Raw genomic sequence first — 18,489 nt, forward strand, 5'->3', positions numbered from 1 at the left:
AAGGAACAAACCGCCGCGGGGCATGTCTCCGTGGCGGTTTTTTCATTGTTCGCTCTGCCGGGAGTGCTCACGGCTGCTGCTCTGCCGCCGCGTATGTCCATACAGCCTGTATCCCACCCATCCGCCCAGCAGGAAGGCCATGCAGCACACGCCCAGCGAGATCAGGATGAGATCTCCGATGTCGTTGTCGCTCCTGATGTAACGTGGGCCATACCATGCGGCAAAGCCGTGGAACATGCCGAAGTACGCTGCGGCGGCGAAAAATATGCCGAGGAAAACAGTCCCAAAGACCTTCATGACACATTCCTACTGATCCGTCGCCAGCCGCGAAAACAGCTGCAGATCGATCGCCCGCCCCTCCTTCATCTCATACCCCCGCCGCACCCCCTCGCGCGTGAACCCCAGCCTCGCCAGCAGCGCCGCGCTGGCATGGTTCTCCATGTCCACATCGGCGCCGATCCGGTGGATGCCCAGCCGGCCGAAGGCATGGCGGATGGCCGCGGCGACGGCCTCGCGGGCCAGGCCCTGGCCCCAGTGCGCCGGCAGCAGCCAGTAGCCGATCTCGGCCCGGCGGTGTTCCCGGTCGATGTCGTTGAAGCCGCAGGCCCCGATCAGGTGCTCCGGGGCCCCGGCCAGGCAGATGCACCACCATTGCCCGGTGCCTTCCTGCTGGATGCGGCCGTACCAGTGGAGCTGCTCGCGGGTGGCTTCCAGGCTGGCATAGCGCACGCCGTAGTGTTCGATGACGCGCGGATCGCTCAGGCCCTCGAAGACGCCGGGCAGGTCGCCCCCGCGGAAGGGACGCAGCAGGCAGCGGGGGGTGTGGATCTCGATATCAGGGAATGCGGTCGATATGGTCAATGGCATATGGTCGGAATTCAGTCGCCGAAGCGCTCCCGGTAGGCCTGGGGCGGAATGCCCAGGTGCCGCAGGAACAGGTGCCGCAGCGCCTGCTCCGAGCCCAGCCCGACGCGCGCGGCCACGGTCTTGAGCGGCAGGGCGGCGTCGGATTCGAGCAGCCGGCGCGCGGCCTCCAGCCGGGCCGACTCCAGGAAGGCCGAGGGGCTGCGCCCCGTTTCCTGCGCGAACACGCGGCGGAAGTGGCGCTCGCTCATCGCGGCGTGCCCGGCCAGCACCTGCAGGGTGAGCGGCTCGGACAGGTGCTCCAGCGCCCAGGCCTGCACCTCCTGCATGCCGCGGTGGGTGGTGGCCTGGCTCGCGAGCTGCACGCTGAACTGCGATTGCCCGCCGGGCCGCTTGAGGTACATGACCATGTCGCGCGCCACCTCCAGTGCGAGGGCATGGCCGTAGTCTTCCTCCACCAGCGCAAGGGCGAGGTCGATGCCCGCGGTGACGCCGGCCGAGGTCCAGAGGTGGCCGTCGCGCACGTAGATCGCATCGGGATCGACCGCCACGCCCGGATGCAATTCCTGCAGCCGGGCGGCCACGCTCCAGTGGGTCGCGGCCCGGCGTCCGTCGAGCAGGCCGGCGGCGGCCAGGAAGAAGCTGCCGGAGCACAGGGCTACCATGCGGCGCACGCGCGGTGCCGCGGTGCGCGCCCATGCCACGATCTCCGGGGCATCGGCCAGGGCCGCCTCGATGTGGCGGGCGCCGACCAGCAGGGCCGTGTCCGGCATCGCCCCGCACGCCGGATCGCCGCCGGTGCACAGCACCTCGGTGGCGTCCAGGGCCATCAGCGTGTCGGAGCGCACGGCGCCCCGCGTGCGGGCGGCGATGGACACGGCATAGCCGGGCGGCCGGCCGCGCCGCGCGAGGTGCACATTCGCATAGTCGAACACCGAGAGCGGCCCCACGGCTTCCAGCGCCTTGAATCCCGGATAGACGACGATGTGGACGGACAGGGGCTGGGCGGGGTGCATGCGGTGGGGTGGGAGGCGATCATCGGACAAAGCGGGCCGGTCACCGGACATCGGCGGGCCCGTGCTGGCCAGGCCTGCCCGGCTTGCTCTATAAAGCGGGATTGCTTTTTTCGCTCGCGCGGCCCGGCCGTCCGGGGCATGCGCGGATTGTCCCCGATCGACATGCCGCGCCCCGGGGCAGGCCGCCCGCCCTCCTCTCCTTCCCTTTCGAAAGCACCCCCATGAAGACCAAAGCAGCCGTTGCCTGGAAATCCGGCGAACCCCTGACCATCGAGACCGTGGACCTCCAGGGCCCGAAGTTCGGCGAGGTGCTGGTGGAGATCAAGGCCACGGGCATCTGCCACACCGATTACTACACCCTCTCGGGCGCCGATCCGGAAGGCATCTTCCCGGCCATCCTGGGCCATGAAGGCGCGGGCGTGGTCGTGGACGTGGGCCCGGGCGTCACCTCGCTCAAGAAGGGCGACCACGTGATCCCGCTCTACACGCCCGAGTGCCGCCAGTGCAAGTTCTGCCTCTCGCGCAAGACCAACCTGTGCCAGCTGATCCGCGGCACGCAGGGCAAGGGCCTGATGCCCGACGCCACCAGCCGCTTCAGCATCGACGGCCAGCCGATCTTCCACTACATGGGTACCAGCACCTTCAGCAACTACACGGTGGCGCCGGAGATCTCGCTGGCCAAGATCCGCGAGGACGCGCCCTTCGACAAGGTCTGTTACATCGGTTGCGGCGTGACCACCGGCATCGGCGCGGTGCTGTTCACGGCCAAGGTGGAGGCCGGCGCGAACGTGGTGGTGTTCGGCCTGGGCGGCATCGGCCTGAACGTGATCCAGGGCGCGAAGATGGTGGGCGCGGACAAGATCATCGGCGTGGACATCAACCCCGCCCGCCAGGAGATGGCGCGCCAGTTCGGCATGACGCACTTCATCAACCCGAACGAAGTGGAGAACGTGGTGGATGCCATCGTGCAACTGACCGACGGCGGCGCAGATTACTCCTTCGAGTGCATCGGCAACACCAAGGTGATGCGCCAGGCGCTGGAGTGCACGCACAAGGGCTGGGGCCAGAGCATCATCATCGGCGTGGCAGAGGCCGGTGCCGAGATCAGCACCCGCCCGTTCCAGCTCGTCACGGGCCGGCAGTGGAAGGGCTCGGCCTTCGGCGGTGCGCGCGGCCGCACCGACGTGCCGAAGATCGTGGACTGGTACATGGAAGGCAAGATCGACATCGACAGCCTCATCACCCACACGATGCCCCTGGAGGACATCAACAAGGGCTTCGACCTGATGAAACGCGGCGAGTCGATCCGCGGCGTCGTCGTTTACTGATCCAATAGCGACTGCCGGGCCGGTGCCGCCCGGCATGCGATTCCGATCCACAGCCATGACCTACCAACCCATTGAACCTCCCGACGACGTGAAGGCCGCCCTGGAAGCGGCCGCGCGCAGGCCCCGCGCTGCCCAGGTGCCCGGCCTGGAACTGCTGGGCGAGCACGCCTGCTTCGGCGGCTCCCAGCGTTTCTACCGGCATTCTTCCGTGGAAATCGGTCTCCCGATGAAGTTCGGGGTGTACCTCCCTCCCGCGGCGCTGCGCGAACCCGGGCGCAAGGTGCCCACGCTGATGTACCTCGCAGGGCTGACCTGCACCGAGGAGACCTTCATGATCAAGGCAGGCGCCCAGCGCTTCGCCGCCGAACGGGGCATCGCCCTCATCTCGCCCGACACCAGCCCGCGCGGCCCGCAGGCCGAGGCCTTCGAGGGCGCCAGCACCGACTGGGACTTCGGCATCGGGGCCGGTTTCTACCTCGACGCCACCGAGGAGCCGTGGCAGCGCCACTGGCGCATGGAAAGCTACCTCATCGAGGAACTGATCCCGCTGCTGGAGCGGGTGCTGCCGATCGACACGGCGCGCCTGGGTGTCATGGGCCACTCCATGGGCGGCCACGGCGCGATCACGCTGGCCCTGCGCCACCGCGGCGTGTTCCGCTCCCTGTCGGCCATCGCGCCGATCTGCGCGGCCTCCCAGTGCGCCTGGGGCGACAAGGCCTTCCGCCGCTACTTCGGCGTGTCCTGCAAGACCTGGCAGGCGCACGACGCCACCGTGCTGATGCAGCGCCAGCCCACCGTGCCCTACCCGGACGGCATCCTGGTGGACCAGGGCATGGCGGATGCCTTCCTTGCCGAGCAACTGCACCCCCACGTGTTCGAAGCGGCATGCGCGCTGGTCAAGCAGCCGCTCACCCTGCGCCGGCACGCGGACTACGACCACGGCTACTACTTCGTCCAGTCGGTGATCGGCGACCACATCGCCCACCACGCAGACCGGCTGGGCTGAGGCCCGGCCTTTCCATTCCATCCCGGGCCGGCTCGGCCATTCGGGAAAATCCTGCCCGCCATCTTTCCGGATGACGGAATAATGTCGCCTTGATGACAGCAGCCGGACGGCCGGCAAGGCGACATGCAGGAGGGATGATGACAGCACACGACCCGCAGGGCCCGCAGGCCCTGGATGGGGCTGCCGGGCAGCGGATGCCCACGACGGCGCTCCCCGGCCGCGAGACCGGGCGGCCCGCGGGCCCATTAATGCTGTCTTAAGCCGCAGTTTTCACACTGCTGCCATGCTTTCGTCGTCCGTGCTCCCGTTCCGTTTCCCTTCCGCCGCGTCCGGCCGCCCCCTGGCCCGCACGTCCGCCGAAGGCCTGCATCCCATGGCCGTGCTGCTGATCGCCTGCCTCTGGATCGGCACGGTCTGCAATCTCCCTCTCTGGAGCGAAGTGGTGCGCCTGCCGGGCGCCCACACGCTGCGCGGCGGGGTGTTTTTCCTGGCCTTCATGGTGGCGGTGTCGTTCGCCACGGCGGCCGTGCTCTCGATCCTTGCCTGGGGCAAGGCGCTCAAGCCCGTGCTCTCGCTGGCCGTTCTGGCGGCCGCGGCAGGCGCCTATTTCATGGGCACCTACGGCATCGTGATCGATCCGGGCATGATCACCAACGTGGTCCAGACGGATGCACGCGAGGCCGCCGACCTGGTCACCTGGAAGCTGCCGCTGTCGATGCTCGCCATGGCCGGCCCGCCGCTGGTGTGGCTGGCCCGGATCCGGGTGCGCCCGCTGGGATGGCGCCGCCGGGCGGTGCACCAAGCGGCCTTCATGCTGGGCGCGCTGGCCGTCGCGGCGGCCTGTATCCTGGCGGTCTTCCAGGACTTCTCGTCCACCATGCGCAATCACACGCGCATGCGCTACCTGATCAATCCGCTCAACAGTGTCTATGCCGTCGGCAGCCTGGCGGCCAAGCCGCTGCGCCGCAGCCGCGGCCCGCTGCAGCCGCTGGGTCGCGACGCCCGGCTGGGCGCAAGCTATGCGGGACAGGCCAGGCCCCCGCTGCTGGTGCTGGTGCTGGGTGAAACCGGCCGCAGCGGCAATTTCGGCCTCAACGGCTATGCGCGCGAGACGACGCCCGAGCTGTCGGCCCGCAAGGACATCGCCAGCGCCACCGATGCCTGGTCCTGCGGAACCAGCACGGCGGCATCCGTGCCCTGCATGTACGCGCACCTGGGCAAGGAAGCCTACGAAAAGCGCGGCGCGGACTACGAAACCCTGATGGACGTGCTGCAGCATGCCGGGCTGGCCGTGCTGTGGGTGGACAACCAGTCCGGCTGCAAGGGCGTGTGCGACCGCGTGCCCACGGTCAGCACCTCTGCCACGCCGACCGATCCGACCTGGTGCGCGGACGGCAAGGAGTGCCTGGACGACGTCATGCTGCAGGGGCTGGATGCGCGCATCGCCGCGCTTCCCGCCGAGCAGCGCGCGCGGGGCGTGGTGGTGGTGCTGCACCAGATGGGCAGCCACGGGCCGGCGTACACCCGGCGCTCGCTGCCCTCGCAGAAGAAGTTCCTGCCCGAGTGCACGACCTCCGCGCTGCAGGAATGCACGCGCGAGCAGGTGGTGAATGCCTACGACAACAGCATCGTCTCCACGGACCATTTCCTGAACAGCACCATCGGCTGGCTGGAGGCACGCTCGGCCAGCGCCGAGACCGCCATGGTGTACGTGGCCGACCATGGCGAATCCCTGGGCGAGGGCGGCATCTACCTGCACGGCATGCCCTACTCCATCGCGCCCGACGTGCAAAAGCACGTGCCGTGGATCACCTGGCTGTCGCCCGCCATGCAGCAGCGCAGCGGCATCGCGACCGCCTGCCTGCAGAAGGACCTGCGCAGCCGCCGCATCACGCACGACAACTATTTCCACTCCGTGCTCGGGCTCATGGACGTGCAGACCGGCGCCTACCAGCCGGCGCAGGACATGTACGCGGCTTGCCGCGTGGCGGCACGCGGCTGAGAAGCGGCCCGGTGCAGGCGTACTGCCGGGATGCGAGCGGCCACAATGCCGCCCATGAACCTGCGCTTCGTCGAGGCCTTCCACTGGGCTGTTTCGCTCAAGAGCATCACGCGGGCTGCTGAAAAGCTGCACATCACCCAATCCGCCCTGTCGAGCCGCATCGCTTCGCTGGAGGCCGAACTGGGCGTGGTGCTGCTGGACCGGCGCGAGCGCCAGTTCCGGCTCACGGCCGCGGGCCAGCGCTTCCAGCGGCTGGCGGTGCAGTTGCTGGCTCTGCAGCGGCGCGTGAAGGAGGAACTGGGCAGCAGCCCGACGGCGCCGGCCGTACTGCGCATCGGCGCCATCGAATCGGTGGTGCACAGCTGGCTGACCGGCTGGCTGCAGGAGATGCGCAAGAGCCGGCCGGGGTTCGAGCTGGAGCTCACCGTGGACACCTCCGCGGTGCTGGCGGACCAGGTGCGGCGCGGTGCGCAGGATCTCGTCTTCACGGGGATGCCCGTGGCGGACAACGGTGTGCGCAACCACTCCATGGCGCCCATGGAGATGGTGTTCGTGGGCCACAAGGCGCTGCACACCGAGCGCCACTATGACCTCGCGCGGCTCGCACAGCACGACCTGCTGACCTTCCTGCGCGGCTCCCAGCCCCACCAGACGCTCATGAAGCTCTTCCAGGAGGCCGCGGTGCCGGTACCGAGGGTGCATGCCGTCTCGTCCATTTCCGCCATGCTGCAACTCGTGGAAGGCGAATTCGGCATCGCATTGCTGCCGCGCGCGGTCACCCGGCACCTGTCGGGGCGCATGCCGCTGCGCGTCCTGCCCAGCGATTGCGTGCTCACGCCCCTTCCCATCCACGCCTGCTTTCGCGAGGATCCCGGCTCGGACATCGCCGAAACGGTGCTCGGTTCGGCACAGGCCTATGCCGCACGCACCATGGTGGCGCGCCGGAGGAAGCCGGTGGCCTGAATGCCCCGCAGCGGTGCAGCAGCCCTGGGGAAAGCCCCGATGGGCGGCAGGCCGCTTTCACCGTATTGGAATTTCAGATGCCACCATCGATTTTTTCGATGGAGGCCGCGCGAGATTTTGCGTTGGATCGGCCTGGGGGCGGCTTCGACAATGCGCCGCATTGCAATCGCGTTACCCCATGAAACACCTCACCCTCCGGCAGAAGCTCTGGCTTCCCCTCGTCCTGGCCCTGCTGGGCCTGTTCGCCCTCACGTTCGTGAATGCCTGGCAGACACGCACGCTCCAGTACGAAGCGCGGCGCACCGCCCTGGCCGACATCACCGACATGGCGCTGTCCGTCGTCGGCGACTACGACAAGCAGGCCCGGTCCGGAAAGATGACGCAGGAGGAGGCACGCCGCGCCGCCCGGGAACGCGTGGCGGCGCAGCGCTACGGCAAGGACGGCTACGTGACGATCGTGGGCGCCGACTCCGCCATGGTGATGCATCCGATCAAGCCCGAGCTCGACGGCAGGAACATGCTGTCCTTCAAGGATGCCAAGGGCACGCCGCTGTATGTCGATATCGCGGCCGCCGGCAGTTCGGCGCGGGGCCGAGGCTTCCTCGAATACTGGTGGCCACGGCCCGGCAGCGACGCCCCCAGCCCCAAAATCGGCTATGCGGTGCGCTTCAAGCCGTGGAACTGGGACCTGGTGGCGGGCGACTACGTGGACGACATCGAGCAGACATTCCGCAGCACGCTCTACCGCGCGCTGGGCGTGCTCGCCCTGCTCGGCATCTGCATTTCGGTGATCACGGGCTTCGTCGTGCGCGACATCGAGCGTTCGGTGGGCGGCGAGCCCGCCGCGGCAGCGCAGGCCGCACTGCGCATGGCCGAGGGCGACCTGCAGGCCTCCATCGCCCTGCGGCGCGGCGACGATCGCAGCCTGATGCATGCCATCGGCTTCATGCGCGACCGGCTCGGGCACATCCTGCAGCGCATCCAGCAGGCCACAGGCACGATCGACCACGCCGCCGCGGAGATCGCGCAGGGCAATGCCGACCTGTCACGCCGCACGGAACAGCAGGCCTCCTCGCTGCAGCAGACGGCCTCCAGCATGGAAGAACTCACCGCCACGGTGCGGCAGAACGCCGACAACGCCCGGCAGGCCGCGCAGTACGTGTCCGCCACGGCGCAGACGGCCGCCCAGGGCGGCGAAGCCGTGGGCAGGGTCGTGGAAAGCATGCGGGCCATCAACGCCAGTTCGGGCAAGATCAGCGAGATCATCGGCGTGATCGACGGCATCGCGTTCCAGACCAACATCCTGGCGCTGAACGCGGCCGTGGAAGCCGCCCGCGCGGGCGAGCAGGGCCGCGGCTTCGCGGTGGTGGCGGGCGAGGTGCGCAGCCTGGCGCAGCGTTCCGCCTCGGCGGCGCGCGAGATCAAGGCCCTCATCAGCGAATCGGTGGCCGAGGTGCGCAGCGGCTCCGACCTGGTCGAACAGGCGGGCCGCACCATGGGCGACGTGGTGGACTCGGTGCAGCGCATCTCGGGCCTGATGGAGGGTATCGCCTCGGCCAATGCACAGCAGACCGCCGGCATCGAGGAGGTGAACCGCGCCGTGACCCAGATGGACGAGATGACCCAGCAGAACGCCGCCATGGTGGAAGAAGCCAGCGCGGCCACCTCGGCCATGGCTGCGCAGGTGGCGGTGCTGCGCGATGCGCTCGCCGTGTTCCGCCTGCAGGGCAGCGACCTGGCGCAGCTGGATGCCCGCCCGGCGCATCCGCTGCCGGCCCTGGCCCCCTGAACGCACGGGGCCGCGCGCGCGTCTTCCTTTTTAGTCCAGCTGCCCCTGGCAGAGGTACTTGGTGTGGAGGTAGTCGTCCAGCCCGTGGGTGGAACCTTCGCGGCCGTAGCCGGATTCCTTCACGCCGCCGAAGGGTGCGGCCTCGGCCGCCAGCGCGCCTTCGTTGATGCCCACGATGCCCGTCTCCAGCGCATCGGCCACGCGCCAGATGCGGCGCACGTCATTGCTGTAGAAGTACGCGGCCAAGCCGAAGGGCGTGTCGTTGGCGGCGGCGATCACTTCCTCTTCGCCGTCGAAGACGGTGAGCGGCGCCACCGGGCCGAAGGTCTCCTCGCAGGCGCAGGCCATGCTGGCGTCGGCGCCCGTGAGCACGGTGGGCGCGTAGTAGTGGGCGCCCAGCTCCACCAGCCGCCGGCCGCCCGCGAGCACCTTCGCGCCACGGGCCACGGCGTCCTGCACATGGCGCTCGATCTTCTCGACGGCGCGCGCGTTGATCATCGGGCCGATCTGCGAGGCCGGGTCCGTGGCCGGGCCCACCTGGAGCGCTGCCACCCGCGCGGCGAGCTTGCCCGCGAACTCGTCGTGTACGGCCGCGTGCACGTACACCCGGTTCGGGCTCACGCAGGTCTGCCCGCCGTTCCTGAACTTCGCGGCCATGAATCCGCCCACGGCGGCGTCCACGTCGGCATCCTCGAACACGATGAAGGGGGCATTGCCGCCCAGCTCCAGCGAGAGCTTCTTGAGCGTGTCGGCGCTGCGGCGCGCCAGGTGCTTGCCCACGGGCGTGGAGCCGGTGAAGGTGATCTTGCGCACGCGGGAATCGTCGAGCCAGGCATCCACCACTGCGGGCGTGTGCTCGCGCGAGGCGGTGACGATGTTGAGCACGCCCGGTGGAATGCCCGCTTCCTCGGCCAGGGCGACGAGCGCGAGCGAGGTGAGCGGCGTGTCCTCGGCCGGCTTGCAGACCACCGTGCAGCCGGCGGCGAGCGCGGGGGCGATCTTGCGCGCGATCATCGCGGCGGGGAAGTTCCACGGCGTGATGGCGGCCACCACGCCCACGGGCTCCTTGAGGGCGAACATGCGCCGGCCCGGCACGGGCGCGGGGATGACCTCGCCGTTCATGCGCGTGGCCTCTTCGCCGAACCATTCGATGTAGCTCGCGGCATAGGCGACCTCGCCCTTGCCCTCGGCGAGCGGCTTGCCCTGCTCCAGCGAGATGAGTGCGCCGAGCCCTTCCTGGTGGGCCAGGACGAGATCGTTCCAGCGCTTGATGAGGGCCGCGCGCTGCTTGGCCGGCACGTGGCGCCAGGTGGCGAAGGCCGCGTGGGCGGCGTCGGTGGCGGCGCGCGCGTCCTCGGCGCTGCCGTCGGGCACGTGCGCGATCGTGTCGCCCGTGGCCGGATCGGTGACGGCGAAGGTGGCGCCGCTGGCGGCCGCCTGCCAGCGGCCGGCAATGCAGAGCTGGCTGCGCACCAGCGGCTGGGCGGCGGCGGAGAGAGCGGAAGTGGCGGAAGGGATCGAAGCGGAAGAAGTCATGGTGCGTGAAAAGGCAGGAGGGAGGTCGATTTCGTGGCCAGCTCAAGCCGCGGCTGAGATGACGGCGGCGATGGCCTCGCCCACCTGCGTGGTATTGGCCGTGCCGCCCAGGTCCGGCGTCTTCGGGCCGCTCCTGATCACCTCTTCGATCGCCGCGACGATCGCATCGTGCGCCTGCCGCCCTGCGCCCTGGCCCTGCGTCAGGAAGTCCAGCATCAGCGCCCCCGACCACACCATCGCGATCGGGTTGGCGATGTTCCTGCCGTAGATGTCCGGCGCCGAGCCGTGCACCGGCTCGAACAGGCTCGGGAACGTGCGCTCGGGGTTCAGGTTGGCCGACGGCGCCAGGCCGATCGTGCCGGTGGTCGCCGGGCCCAGGTCCGACAGGATGTCGCCGAACAGGTTCGTCGCCGCCACCACGTCGAAGCGCCCGGGCTGCAGCACGAAGCGCGCCGTCAGGATGTCGATGTGCTGCTTGTCCAGCGTGATGCCGGGGTAGCCCTTGGCCACGTCGTCTGCACGCTGGTCCCACCAGGGCATGCTGATGGCGATGCCGTTGCTCTTGGTGGCGAGCGTCACGTGTTTCTTCGGGCGGCTCTGGGCGAGGTCGAAGGCGAACTTCAGCAGCCGTTCGGCGCCCTTGCGCGAATACACCGACTCCTGGATCACGATCTCGCGGTCCGTGCCCTCGTACATGATGCCGCCCAGCGAGGTGTACTCGCCCTCGGTGTTCTCGCGCACCACGTAGTAGTCGATGTCGCCGGGCTTGCGGCCGGCCAGCGGGCAGGGCACGCCCTCGAACAGGCGCACGGGGCGCAGGTTGATGTACTGGTCGAACTCGCGGCGGAACTTCAGCAGCGATCCCCAGAGCGAGACATGGTCGGGCACGGTGGCGGGCCAGCCGACGGCGCCGAAGAAGATCGCGTCCATGCCCTGCAACTGCGCCTTCCAGTCGTCGGGCATCATCTTTCCGTGGGCGAGGTAGTAGTCGCAGCTCGCCCAGTCGAAGGTGTGCAGTTCCAGCGCGAAGCCGAAGCGCCCGGCCGCCGCCTGGATCGCCCGCAGCCCCTCGGGCATGACTTCCTTGCCGATGCCGTCGCCGGGCAGCACCGCGATGCGGAAAATGGTCTCCATGGTCTTCCTCGGTTCGTCGGGTTATGCAGCCTGCGCCGCAAGGGAGCGGGCCGGGGCCGCCCTGTCCTGCTCTTCGAGCCAGCCCTGGCGCAGTTCAGGCACGGAGCGGGCGAGCAGTTCGTAGTACGGATGGTGGGGGCCGCGGTCGAAATCCGCGCGCGCCACCTGGTCCAGCTTGCGGCCGTGCTGCATGACGACGATCTCGTCGCACACCGCGCGCACCGTGTGCAGGTCGTGGCTGATGAAGAGGTAGGAAACGCCCAGTTCCCGGCGCAGTTCCGCCATGAGGTCGAGCACCGCGGCGCCCACCACGGTATCGAGCGCGGAGGTGACTTCGTCGCAGAGGATGAGGTCCGGGTCGGCCGCGAGCGCGCGGGCGAGGTTGACGCGCTGCTTCTGCCCGCCCGAGAGGCCGCCGGGCAGCCGGTCCGCCACGGTGTGCGGCAGCTTGACGAGGTCCAGCAGCTGGCGGATGCGCTGCTGCAGCGCCGGCCCGCGCAGGCCCTTGTAGAACTCCAGCGGCCGCGCCAGGATGCGGCCGATGGTGTGGGACGGATTCAGCGCCGTATCGGCCATCTGGAACACGATCTGGATGCGGCGCAGTTCCTCGCGCTCGCGCTGTGCGAGCGCGGGCCTGAGTTCGCGCCCGTTGAACACCACGGAGCCGGCATGCGCGGGAATCAGGCCCGCGATGGCGCGCGCGAGCGTGGTCTTGCCCGAGCCGGATTCGCCGATCACGCCGATGGCCTGGCCACGGCGCACCGTGAGGCTCACGTCGTCCAGGATCAACGCCGCCGGCCGGCCCTGCGCATCCTTCGGGCCGTAGCCGGCCGACAGGTGGCGCACGTCCAGCAGCACGGCGCCCTCCCCGCCCGCGCCGCCCTCGCGCGCCGCCGGCCGCGCCGCCGCCAGCAGGCTGCGGGTGTAGGGATGTTCCGGCGCCTCCAGGATGCGCGCGGTGGAATTGAGCTCCTGCATCTGCCCGCCGCGCAGCACCAGGATGTGGTCGGCCATCTGCGCCACCACGGCCAGGTCGTGGCTGACGTACACGGCCGTGGCGCGACGCTCGCGCACCACGCGGCGGAAGGCGCGCAGCACCTCGATCTGCGTGGTCACGTCCAGCGCCGTGGTGGGCTCATCGAGGATGACCAGGTCCGGGTCGGTGATGAGCGCCATCGCCGCCATGATGCGCTGCAGCTGGCCGCCGGACACCTGGTGCGGATAGCGGCTGCCGATGGTGTCGGGATCGGGCAGCGCCAGTTCGCGGAAGAGCTGCACGGCCTTCGCCTCGGCCTCGGCGCGCGGCAGGGTGCCGTGGATGCGCGCGGGCTCCACCACCTGGTCCATGAGGGTGCGCGACGGGTTGAACGAGGCGGCAGCGCTCTGGGCGATATAGGCCACGGTGCGGCCCCGCAGGGCGCGCTGGCCTGCTGCGGAGAGCCCCAGCACGTCCACGTCGCCGATGCGCACGCTGCCCCCGGAGATGCGGCAGCCCTCGCGCGCATGGCCCATGAGGGCCAGCGCGGTGGTCGTCTTGCCCGAGCCGGATTCGCCGATCAGCGCCAGCACCTCGCCCGGCGCGATCGAGAAGCTGACGCGGTCCACCAGCGTCTGGCCGCCCGCGGTGATGTGCAGGTCCTGCACGGTGACGGATGCTCCCATCAGCGGGCTCCTCGTTCGCGGGCGGCGCGGCCCGGCAGGTTGTCGATGACGAGATTGACGGCGATGGTCAGGCTCGCGATGGCGATGGCCGGGGCGATCACGGCGGCACCGCCCTCGGGCAGCGCGCCGATGTTCTCGCGCACCAGCGATCCCCAGTCCGCCTCGGGCGGCTGTATCCCCAGACCCAGGAAGCTCAGGCTGGCGAGCAGCAGCACCACGTAGACGAAGCGCAGTCCCAGGTCGGCGAGCATGGGCCCCAGGATGTTGGGCAGGATCTCGCGCAGCATCACGTAGAGCGTGCCCTCCCCGCGCGTGCGGGCCACGACCACGTAGTCGAGCGCATTGATGTTCACCGCCAGCGAGCGCGCGATGCGGTATGCGCCCGGCACGTAGATGATGGCGGCCGTGGCCACCAGCATGGCCACCGACGAGCCGAAGCCGGCGACCATGATGAGCGCGAACATCTTGCTCGGGATGGCAGTGAGCGTGTCGAGCACGCGGCTCAGCACCGCGTCGAGCTTGCCGCCCACGGCCGCGGCGAGCAGCGCGAGCACGGTGCCGGTGCCGCTGGCCAGGAGCGTGGCCAGCAATGCCACGCCGACGGTGTAGCGTGCGCCGTTCACGACGCGTGCCAGCATGTCCCGGCCGAGATAGTCCGTGCCCAGCCAGTGGGCCGCGCCGATGGGCGCGAACACGTCCGTGCCGCCGCCGGACGCCGTGGGCGTGGCGCCCAGCAACCAGGGGCCGGCCAGCGCAGCCAGCATCCAGAACAGCAGTACGGCCAGCGCCAGCAGCCCCAGCGGGCCGAGGCCGCCGAGCCAGCGCAGCGCGCGCTGCAGTCCGCCGCGCCGGGACGCGGGCGCCGCGGGTGCGCCGGGCGAAGGAGAAACGGTATCCATCGGTGGGGCTCCTTGGTCGGAATGCGCGATGTCAGCGGTGGCGCAGGCGCGGGTTGGCGACGATGCCGCACAGGTCGGCCAGCGTGACGAGGATCAGGTAGCCCGCGCAGAAGATCATGGCGCAGGCCTGCACCAGCGGCATGTCCCGCTGGGTCACGCCATCGACCATGAGCTTGGCGATGCCCGGGTAATTGAAGATGGTCTCGATGATGATCACGCCGCCCAGCAGGTACGACAGCGATAGCGCCACTGCGTTGGCGATGGGCCCCACCGCATTGGGCAGCGCATGCGCCATCACGGTGCGCAGCGGCGAGGCGCCCTTGAGCCGGACCATTTCGATGTAGGGGGCCTGCAGCTGGTCGCTGACGGCCGCGCGGGTCATGCGCATCATTTGCGCCACGATCACGCAACACAGGCTGAGCACCGGCATCGCGAAGGCGCGCAGCATCTGGCCCACGGATTCGATGTCGTTCACATAGGACAGGGCGGGCAGCCAGCGCAGCTGCACCGCGAACACCAGCACCGCGAGGGTGGCGACCAGGAACTCCGGCACGGACACCACCGCCACCGCCCCGGTGGAAACCACCCGGTCGAACCACGAGCCCCGCCACACCGCGCAGGCGATGCCGAGCGCCAGCGCGATGGGCACCGAGAACAGCGCCGTCACCGCCGCGAGCAGCAGCGAATTGGGCAGCCGGCTCGCGATCAGTTCGCCCACCGGCATCTGCGTGGTGGCCGACATGCCCAGGTCGCCCCGGACCGCCCCGCCCAGCCAGCGCACGTAGCGCAGGGGCGCGGGCACATCCAGCCCCATCTGCGATCGCAGCGCGGCCAGCGCCTCGGGCGTGGCGTCCTGGCCGAGCTGCTCCTGCGCGGCATCGCCGGGCAGCACGGCCGTGATGGCGAACACGACGGCCGACACCGCGAGCAGCGACAGCAGCGCGAGCAGCACGCGCTGCGCCAGGAGCTTGAGAATCACACGGTTCATGAAGGGTCCGATCCGTATCCGTTTTCCATCGCATTGCGGGTCACCCGCAGCCACTGCAACCGGCGCGGCGCCACCCGCCCGAGGCCGCGGAGCAGGCCACGCCAGCAGACGCCGTGGAACCGGCTTCGCCGGGCCACTGGCGCCATCACCCTGCCCGCCTTGCGCAGCAAGGCGAGAAAGGGGCTGAGGCCCGCGGCTCCGAGCCTGCCTGCGCAGGCTTGGACGTGCCCGAAGAGCTGCCGGCTCCGACGGCTGCGCGGAAGCGGCGCAGCCGCTCAGGGGGGTGTTTTCCAGACCTCAAGCCTCCAGCCACACGTGTTCCGCAAACGCATAGCCCATCAGGCCTCCCAGCGGTATCGGCGACAGCCCCTTGAGCCTGGAACTATGGCCGTCGATGCTGGCGAGGAACAGCGGAATGCCGATGCCCGCGTCCTGGTGGATCATGGTCTGCATGTCGGCATACATCTGCTTGCGCTTGGCCTGGTCGGTCTCGGCGCGTGCGGCCACGAGCAGTTGGTCGAACTGGGGGCTCTTCCAGCGCGACTCGTTCCACGCCGCGTCGGACTTGAAGAACTGCGTGAGCAGCGTGTCCGCGCTGGGGCGGGGATTCACGTTGCCGAAGCCCACCGGGTTGGTCAGCCAGTGGTTGGACCAGTAGCCGTCGGCCGGCATGCGCTTGACGTCCAGGTCCAGGCCGATGCGCTGGCCCGACTGCTGCAGCAACAGCGCGATCTCGGTGGAATACATCGCCGCCGGCGAGGTGACCATCGGGATCTTGCCCGTCACGCCCGACTTCTGCAGGTGGAACCTGGCCTTGTCCAGGTCGAAGGTGCGCTGCGGCAGGCCAGCGAAGTAGAAGCGGTTCGTCGGATCAACGGGCTGGTCGTTGCCCAGCACCGCGTAGTCGAGCGCGATGGTCTTCTTCATCTGCTCGCGGTCGAACAGGTGCTTCATCGCCAGGACGAAGTCCGGGTTCGCTCCCGGGCCCATGTCCTTGCGCAGGATGAGGTCGGAGTACTGCCCCGACTGCGTGGTGAAAATCGCATAGCCCGGCGTGCCCTTGACGCGGGCCACGGCCCGGGGATTCACCGAGGCGACGAGGTCCATGCCGCCGGACAGCAGCGCGTTCACGCGCGCCGTCTCGTCGCCGATGCCCACGAACTCGATCTCGTCCAGGTAGGGCTTGCCGGGTTTCCAGTAGGCATCGTTGCGCACCACCAGGGAGCGCACGCCGGGCTTGAACTCCTTGAGCTTGTACGGACCGGTGCCGATGCCGGCGTTGAAGTCGGTGGTACCGTTCTTGACGATATGGAAGTGGAAGGTACCCAGTATCACGGGCAGGTCGGCATTGGGCTGCGAAAGCACCACCGTCACCTCGCCGGGGCCGGAGGCCTTCACGCTGTCGATCTGGTCGGCCAGCGCCTTGGCCTTGGAGGCCGTGGCCGGATCCTTGTGGCGCATGAGCGAGAACACCACGTCTTCGGGTTCCAGGGCCTTGCCGTCGTGGAAGACCACGCCCTTGCGCAGCTTGAAGACCCAGGTCTTCGCGTCGGCCGTGGAGTGCGACTCGGCCAGCGCCGGCTGGGGCGTGAGGCTGCCGTCCAGCGAGAACAGCCCGTTGTAGAGCATGTTGCCGCGCGAATAGTCCGTCTGGTTGGACTGCTTGGCCGGGTCCAGCGTGTCGGTGGCGGCCGCGGTGGCGCCCGCCACGCGGATGCGCCCTCCCCGCCGCGGCGTCTGCGCATGCGCACTGGCAGCCATGGTGGCGAGGCCGCCCGCCAGGGAGGCCTGCATGCCCCCCGCGAGGAACATGGCCAGCACATCGCGACGCGATGCACCGCGTGCCAGCGACTGCATCACGCGCTGGCTCTCTGCGGGGCCGACGAGGCGGTCGAACTCGGGGATTTTGTCGCTCATGGTGGACTCCTTGTGGGACCTGGGGAAAGGGAAGTAAGGGACGGCAGAGAAAAAGCGGAGCGATGGCAGCGGCATCAGCCGAGCCGGTCCTTGAGGCGGTAATAGAGCCCCACGGCCGGCAGGAACCAGGGCGGGCCGAAGTGCCCGGGAATGGCCGGCCATTCGCGGCCGCGCCACGGGTTGGCCGCGGCATTGCCGGCCATCACCTCGGCCATGCATTGCCCCATGTGGACGGACATCTGCGTGCCGTGCCCGCTGTAGCCCATCGAGTGGAAGACACCGTCGCGCTCGCCGGCATGGGGCAGGCGGTCCTGCGTCATGTCCACGAGTCCGCCCCAGCAGTGGTCGATGCGTACCTGCCCGAGTTGCGGAAAGGTCTCGGCGAGCCCCCGCCGCAGGATCTCGCCGCTGGCCGCATCCTGCTGGGGACTGGAGACCGCGAATTTCGCGCGCCCGCCGAACACCAGGCGGTGGTCTGCCATGAGGCGGAAGTAATGATGGATATTGGCAATCGTCACGTAGGTGCGGCGGCCGGCCAGCAGGGCCTGCGCGCGCTCTGCGCCCAGCGGCTCCGTCACCACGATGAAGCTGCCGATCGGCACGATGCGCCGGCGCAGCCAGCCGAACGTGCCATAGCTGCCATGGCGCGAGGCGCCGGTGGCCAGCAGCACCTGCTTCGCCTCGACCGGGCCGCGGGCCGTGTGCAGGCGGTGGGCCTGGCCCTGCAGCCGCTCGAGGCGGTCCACGCGGGTGCCCAGGTGGATCTGCGCGCCGTGGCGCACCGCGGCGCGGGCCAGGCCCAGCGCGAAGCGCCCCATGTGCATCTGGCCACTGCGCTTGTAGAGCAGGCCGCCGACGAAGCGGTCGCTCTGCACTTCCGCGGCAACGCGGGCCGCGTCGAGCACCTCGACATCGGTATCGACGCCGTCGGCGACGAGCCTCTCGGCGCTGCGCCGCAGCGCGTCCAGGTGCTGCGGCCGGGTGGCGAGCTTGAGCTTGCCGTGCCGCAGGAAGTCGCAATCGATGGCCTCTTCGCGCACCAGCCGCGCCACCGTGTCCACCGCGGCATCGTAGGCGTGGTACCAGGCGCGCGCCTGCTCCACGCCGACGCGTGCGGCCACGTCGGCATAGTCCACGGCCAGCCCGTTGTTCACGTGGCCGCCATTGCGGCCCGACGCCTCCGGCGCCACGGTCTCGCCCGCTTCCAGCACCACCACGCTGGCGCCCTGCCGGGCCAGGGCATGGGCCGCGGACAGCCCCGTGAAGCCCGCGCCCACGATGGCCACGTCCACCCGCGCAGGCAGGCCGGGCGTGGGCGTCGCCAGCGGCGGCAGCGAATCGAGCCAGTAGGAATCGAGCTTCATGGAAGGGCTGCGAAAGGTGGT

15 protein-coding genes are annotated in these 18,489 nt (G+C 69.6%); 5 read left to right on the forward strand and 10 right to left on the reverse strand.

All coding sequences use genetic code 11. The features are described from left to right. Nucleotides 1–42 precede the first annotated feature (42 nt). The 3 genes from ACAV_RS14600 to ACAV_RS14610 are packed head-to-tail and all read right to left on the reverse strand — an operon-like array spanning nt 43 to nt 1,880. Nucleotides 43–297 (reverse strand): hypothetical protein, encoded by a 255-nt coding sequence (locus tag ACAV_RS14600; protein WP_013595340.1) that lies wholly within the window; start codon nt 295–297, stop codon nt 43–45. Between the two features lie 9 nt (nt 298–306). Beyond that, nucleotides 307–867, reverse strand: coding sequence for a GNAT family N-acetyltransferase (locus ACAV_RS14605; protein ID WP_013595341.1), 561 nt, complete (start codon nt 865–867; stop codon nt 307–309). A gap of 11 nt (nt 868–878) precedes the next feature. Beyond that, the gene (locus ACAV_RS14610; RefSeq protein WP_013595342.1) at nt 879–1,880 is read right to left on the reverse strand and encodes a GlxA family transcriptional regulator; all 1,002 of its coding nucleotides are present in this window, start codon (nt 1,878–1,880) and stop codon (nt 879–881) included. A gap of 221 nt (nt 1,881–2,101) precedes the next feature. On the opposite strand from ACAV_RS14610, the gene ACAV_RS14615 reads away from it, so the two are divergent. The 5 genes from ACAV_RS14615 (at nt 2,102) to ACAV_RS14635 (ending at nt 8,968) form a co-directional block, all read left to right on the forward strand. Continuing rightward, nucleotides 2,102–3,208, forward strand: a complete 1,107-nt coding sequence (locus tag ACAV_RS14615; protein ID WP_013595343.1) for an S-(hydroxymethyl)glutathione dehydrogenase/class III alcohol dehydrogenase — start codon at nt 2,102–2,104, stop codon at nt 3,206–3,208. 136 nt (nt 3,209–3,344) lie between these two features. Beyond that, the gene (gene fghA, locus ACAV_RS14620) at nt 3,345–4,214 is read left to right on the forward strand and encodes an S-formylglutathione hydrolase (protein WP_041829237.1); all 870 of its coding nucleotides are present in this window, start codon (nt 3,345–3,347) and stop codon (nt 4,212–4,214) included. 283 nt (nt 4,215–4,497) lie between these two features. Next, a complete protein-coding gene (locus tag ACAV_RS14625) occupies nt 4,498–6,216 on the forward strand; it encodes a phosphoethanolamine transferase (protein ID WP_013595345.1) in 1,719 nt (572 codons plus the stop codon). A gap of 54 nt (nt 6,217–6,270) precedes the next feature. Then, nucleotides 6,271–7,179 (forward strand): LysR family transcriptional regulator, encoded by a 909-nt coding sequence (locus tag ACAV_RS14630; protein ID WP_041828786.1) that lies wholly within the window; start codon nt 6,271–6,273, stop codon nt 7,177–7,179. A 178-nt stretch (nt 7,180–7,357) separates the two neighbouring features. Then, nucleotides 7,358–8,968, forward strand: coding sequence for a methyl-accepting chemotaxis protein (locus ACAV_RS14635; protein WP_013595347.1), 1,611 nt, complete (start codon nt 7,358–7,360; stop codon nt 8,966–8,968). A 30-nt stretch (nt 8,969–8,998) separates the two neighbouring features. Here ACAV_RS14635 and ACAV_RS14640 read toward each other — a convergent pair whose 3' ends face one another. The 7 genes from ACAV_RS14640 to ACAV_RS14670 all read right to left on the reverse strand — a co-directional run bounded on the left by ACAV_RS14640 (nt 8,999) and on the right by ACAV_RS14670 (nt 18,468). Further along, entirely contained in the window at nt 8,999–10,504 is a 1,506-nt protein-coding gene (locus ACAV_RS14640; protein WP_013595348.1) for an NAD-dependent succinate-semialdehyde dehydrogenase, read from the reverse strand. A 42-nt stretch (nt 10,505–10,546) separates the two neighbouring features. Beyond that, the gene (locus tag ACAV_RS14645) at nt 10,547–11,638 is read right to left on the reverse strand and encodes a tartrate dehydrogenase (RefSeq protein ID WP_013595349.1); all 1,092 of its coding nucleotides are present in this window, start codon (nt 11,636–11,638) and stop codon (nt 10,547–10,549) included. Between the two features lie 21 nt (nt 11,639–11,659). Then, nucleotides 11,660–13,300 (reverse strand): ABC transporter ATP-binding protein, encoded by a 1,641-nt coding sequence (locus tag ACAV_RS14650; RefSeq protein ID WP_013595350.1) that lies wholly within the window; start codon nt 13,298–13,300, stop codon nt 11,660–11,662. Next, nucleotides 13,300–14,199 (reverse strand): ABC transporter permease, encoded by a 900-nt coding sequence (locus tag ACAV_RS14655; RefSeq protein WP_013595351.1) that lies wholly within the window; start codon nt 14,197–14,199, stop codon nt 13,300–13,302. The genes ACAV_RS14650 and ACAV_RS14655 overlap by 1 nt, the downstream gene beginning before the upstream one ends. Nucleotides 14,200–14,230: 31 nt before the next feature. After that, on the reverse strand, nt 14,231–15,187 hold the full coding sequence (locus ACAV_RS14660; protein WP_013595352.1) for an ABC transporter permease: 957 nt from the start codon (nt 15,185–15,187) through the stop codon (nt 14,231–14,233). A 297-nt stretch (nt 15,188–15,484) separates the two neighbouring features. After that, the gene (locus ACAV_RS14665) at nt 15,485–17,104 is read right to left on the reverse strand and encodes an ABC transporter substrate-binding protein (RefSeq protein WP_013595353.1); all 1,620 of its coding nucleotides are present in this window, start codon (nt 17,102–17,104) and stop codon (nt 15,485–15,487) included. A 74-nt stretch (nt 17,105–17,178) separates the two neighbouring features. Continuing rightward, nucleotides 17,179–18,468, reverse strand: coding sequence for an NAD(P)/FAD-dependent oxidoreductase (locus ACAV_RS14670; RefSeq protein ID WP_013595354.1), 1,290 nt, complete (start codon nt 18,466–18,468; stop codon nt 17,179–17,181). Between the last annotated feature and the right edge of the window lie 21 nt (nt 18,469–18,489).

The organism is Paracidovorax avenae ATCC 19860 (assembly GCF_000176855.2).
In the GTDB taxonomy this organism is placed as follows: domain Bacteria; phylum Pseudomonadota; class Gammaproteobacteria; order Burkholderiales; family Burkholderiaceae_C; genus Paracidovorax; species Paracidovorax avenae.

Excerpts from the sequence above, each read along its gene's own strand:
- ACAV_RS14600 (WP_013595340.1), bottom strand. The coding sequence starts at position 297 with ATGAAGGTCTTTGGGACTGTTTTCCTCGGCATATTTTTCGCCGCCGCA.
- ACAV_RS14605 (WP_013595341.1), bottom strand. The coding sequence starts at position 867 with ATGCCATTGACCATATCGACCGCATTCCCTGATATCGAGATCCACACC.
- ACAV_RS14610 (WP_013595342.1), bottom strand. The coding sequence starts at position 1,880 with ATGCACCCCGCCCAGCCCCTGTCCGTCCACATCGTCGTCTATCCGGGA.
- ACAV_RS14615 (WP_013595343.1), top strand. The coding sequence starts at position 2,102 with ATGAAGACCAAAGCAGCCGTTGCCTGGAAATCCGGCGAACCCCTGACC.
- ACAV_RS14625 (WP_013595345.1), top strand. The coding sequence starts at position 4,498 with ATGCTTTCGTCGTCCGTGCTCCCGTTCCGTTTCCCTTCCGCCGCGTCC.
- ACAV_RS14630 (WP_041828786.1), top strand. The coding sequence starts at position 6,271 with ATGAACCTGCGCTTCGTCGAGGCCTTCCACTGGGCTGTTTCGCTCAAG.
- ACAV_RS14635 (WP_013595347.1), top strand. The coding sequence starts at position 7,358 with ATGAAACACCTCACCCTCCGGCAGAAGCTCTGGCTTCCCCTCGTCCTG.
- ACAV_RS14640 (WP_013595348.1), bottom strand. The coding sequence starts at position 10,504 with ATGACTTCTTCCGCTTCGATCCCTTCCGCCACTTCCGCTCTCTCCGCC.
- ACAV_RS14645 (WP_013595349.1), bottom strand. The coding sequence starts at position 11,638 with ATGGAGACCATTTTCCGCATCGCGGTGCTGCCCGGCGACGGCATCGGC.
- ACAV_RS14650 (WP_013595350.1), bottom strand. The coding sequence starts at position 13,300 with ATGGGAGCATCCGTCACCGTGCAGGACCTGCACATCACCGCGGGCGGC.
- ACAV_RS14655 (WP_013595351.1), bottom strand. The coding sequence starts at position 14,199 with ATGGATACCGTTTCTCCTTCGCCCGGCGCACCCGCGGCGCCCGCGTCC.
- ACAV_RS14660 (WP_013595352.1), bottom strand. The coding sequence starts at position 15,187 with ATGAACCGTGTGATTCTCAAGCTCCTGGCGCAGCGCGTGCTGCTCGCG.
- ACAV_RS14665 (WP_013595353.1), bottom strand. The coding sequence starts at position 17,104 with ATGAGCGACAAAATCCCCGAGTTCGACCGCCTCGTCGGCCCCGCAGAG.
- ACAV_RS14670 (WP_013595354.1), bottom strand. The coding sequence starts at position 18,468 with ATGAAGCTCGATTCCTACTGGCTCGATTCGCTGCCGCCGCTGGCGACG.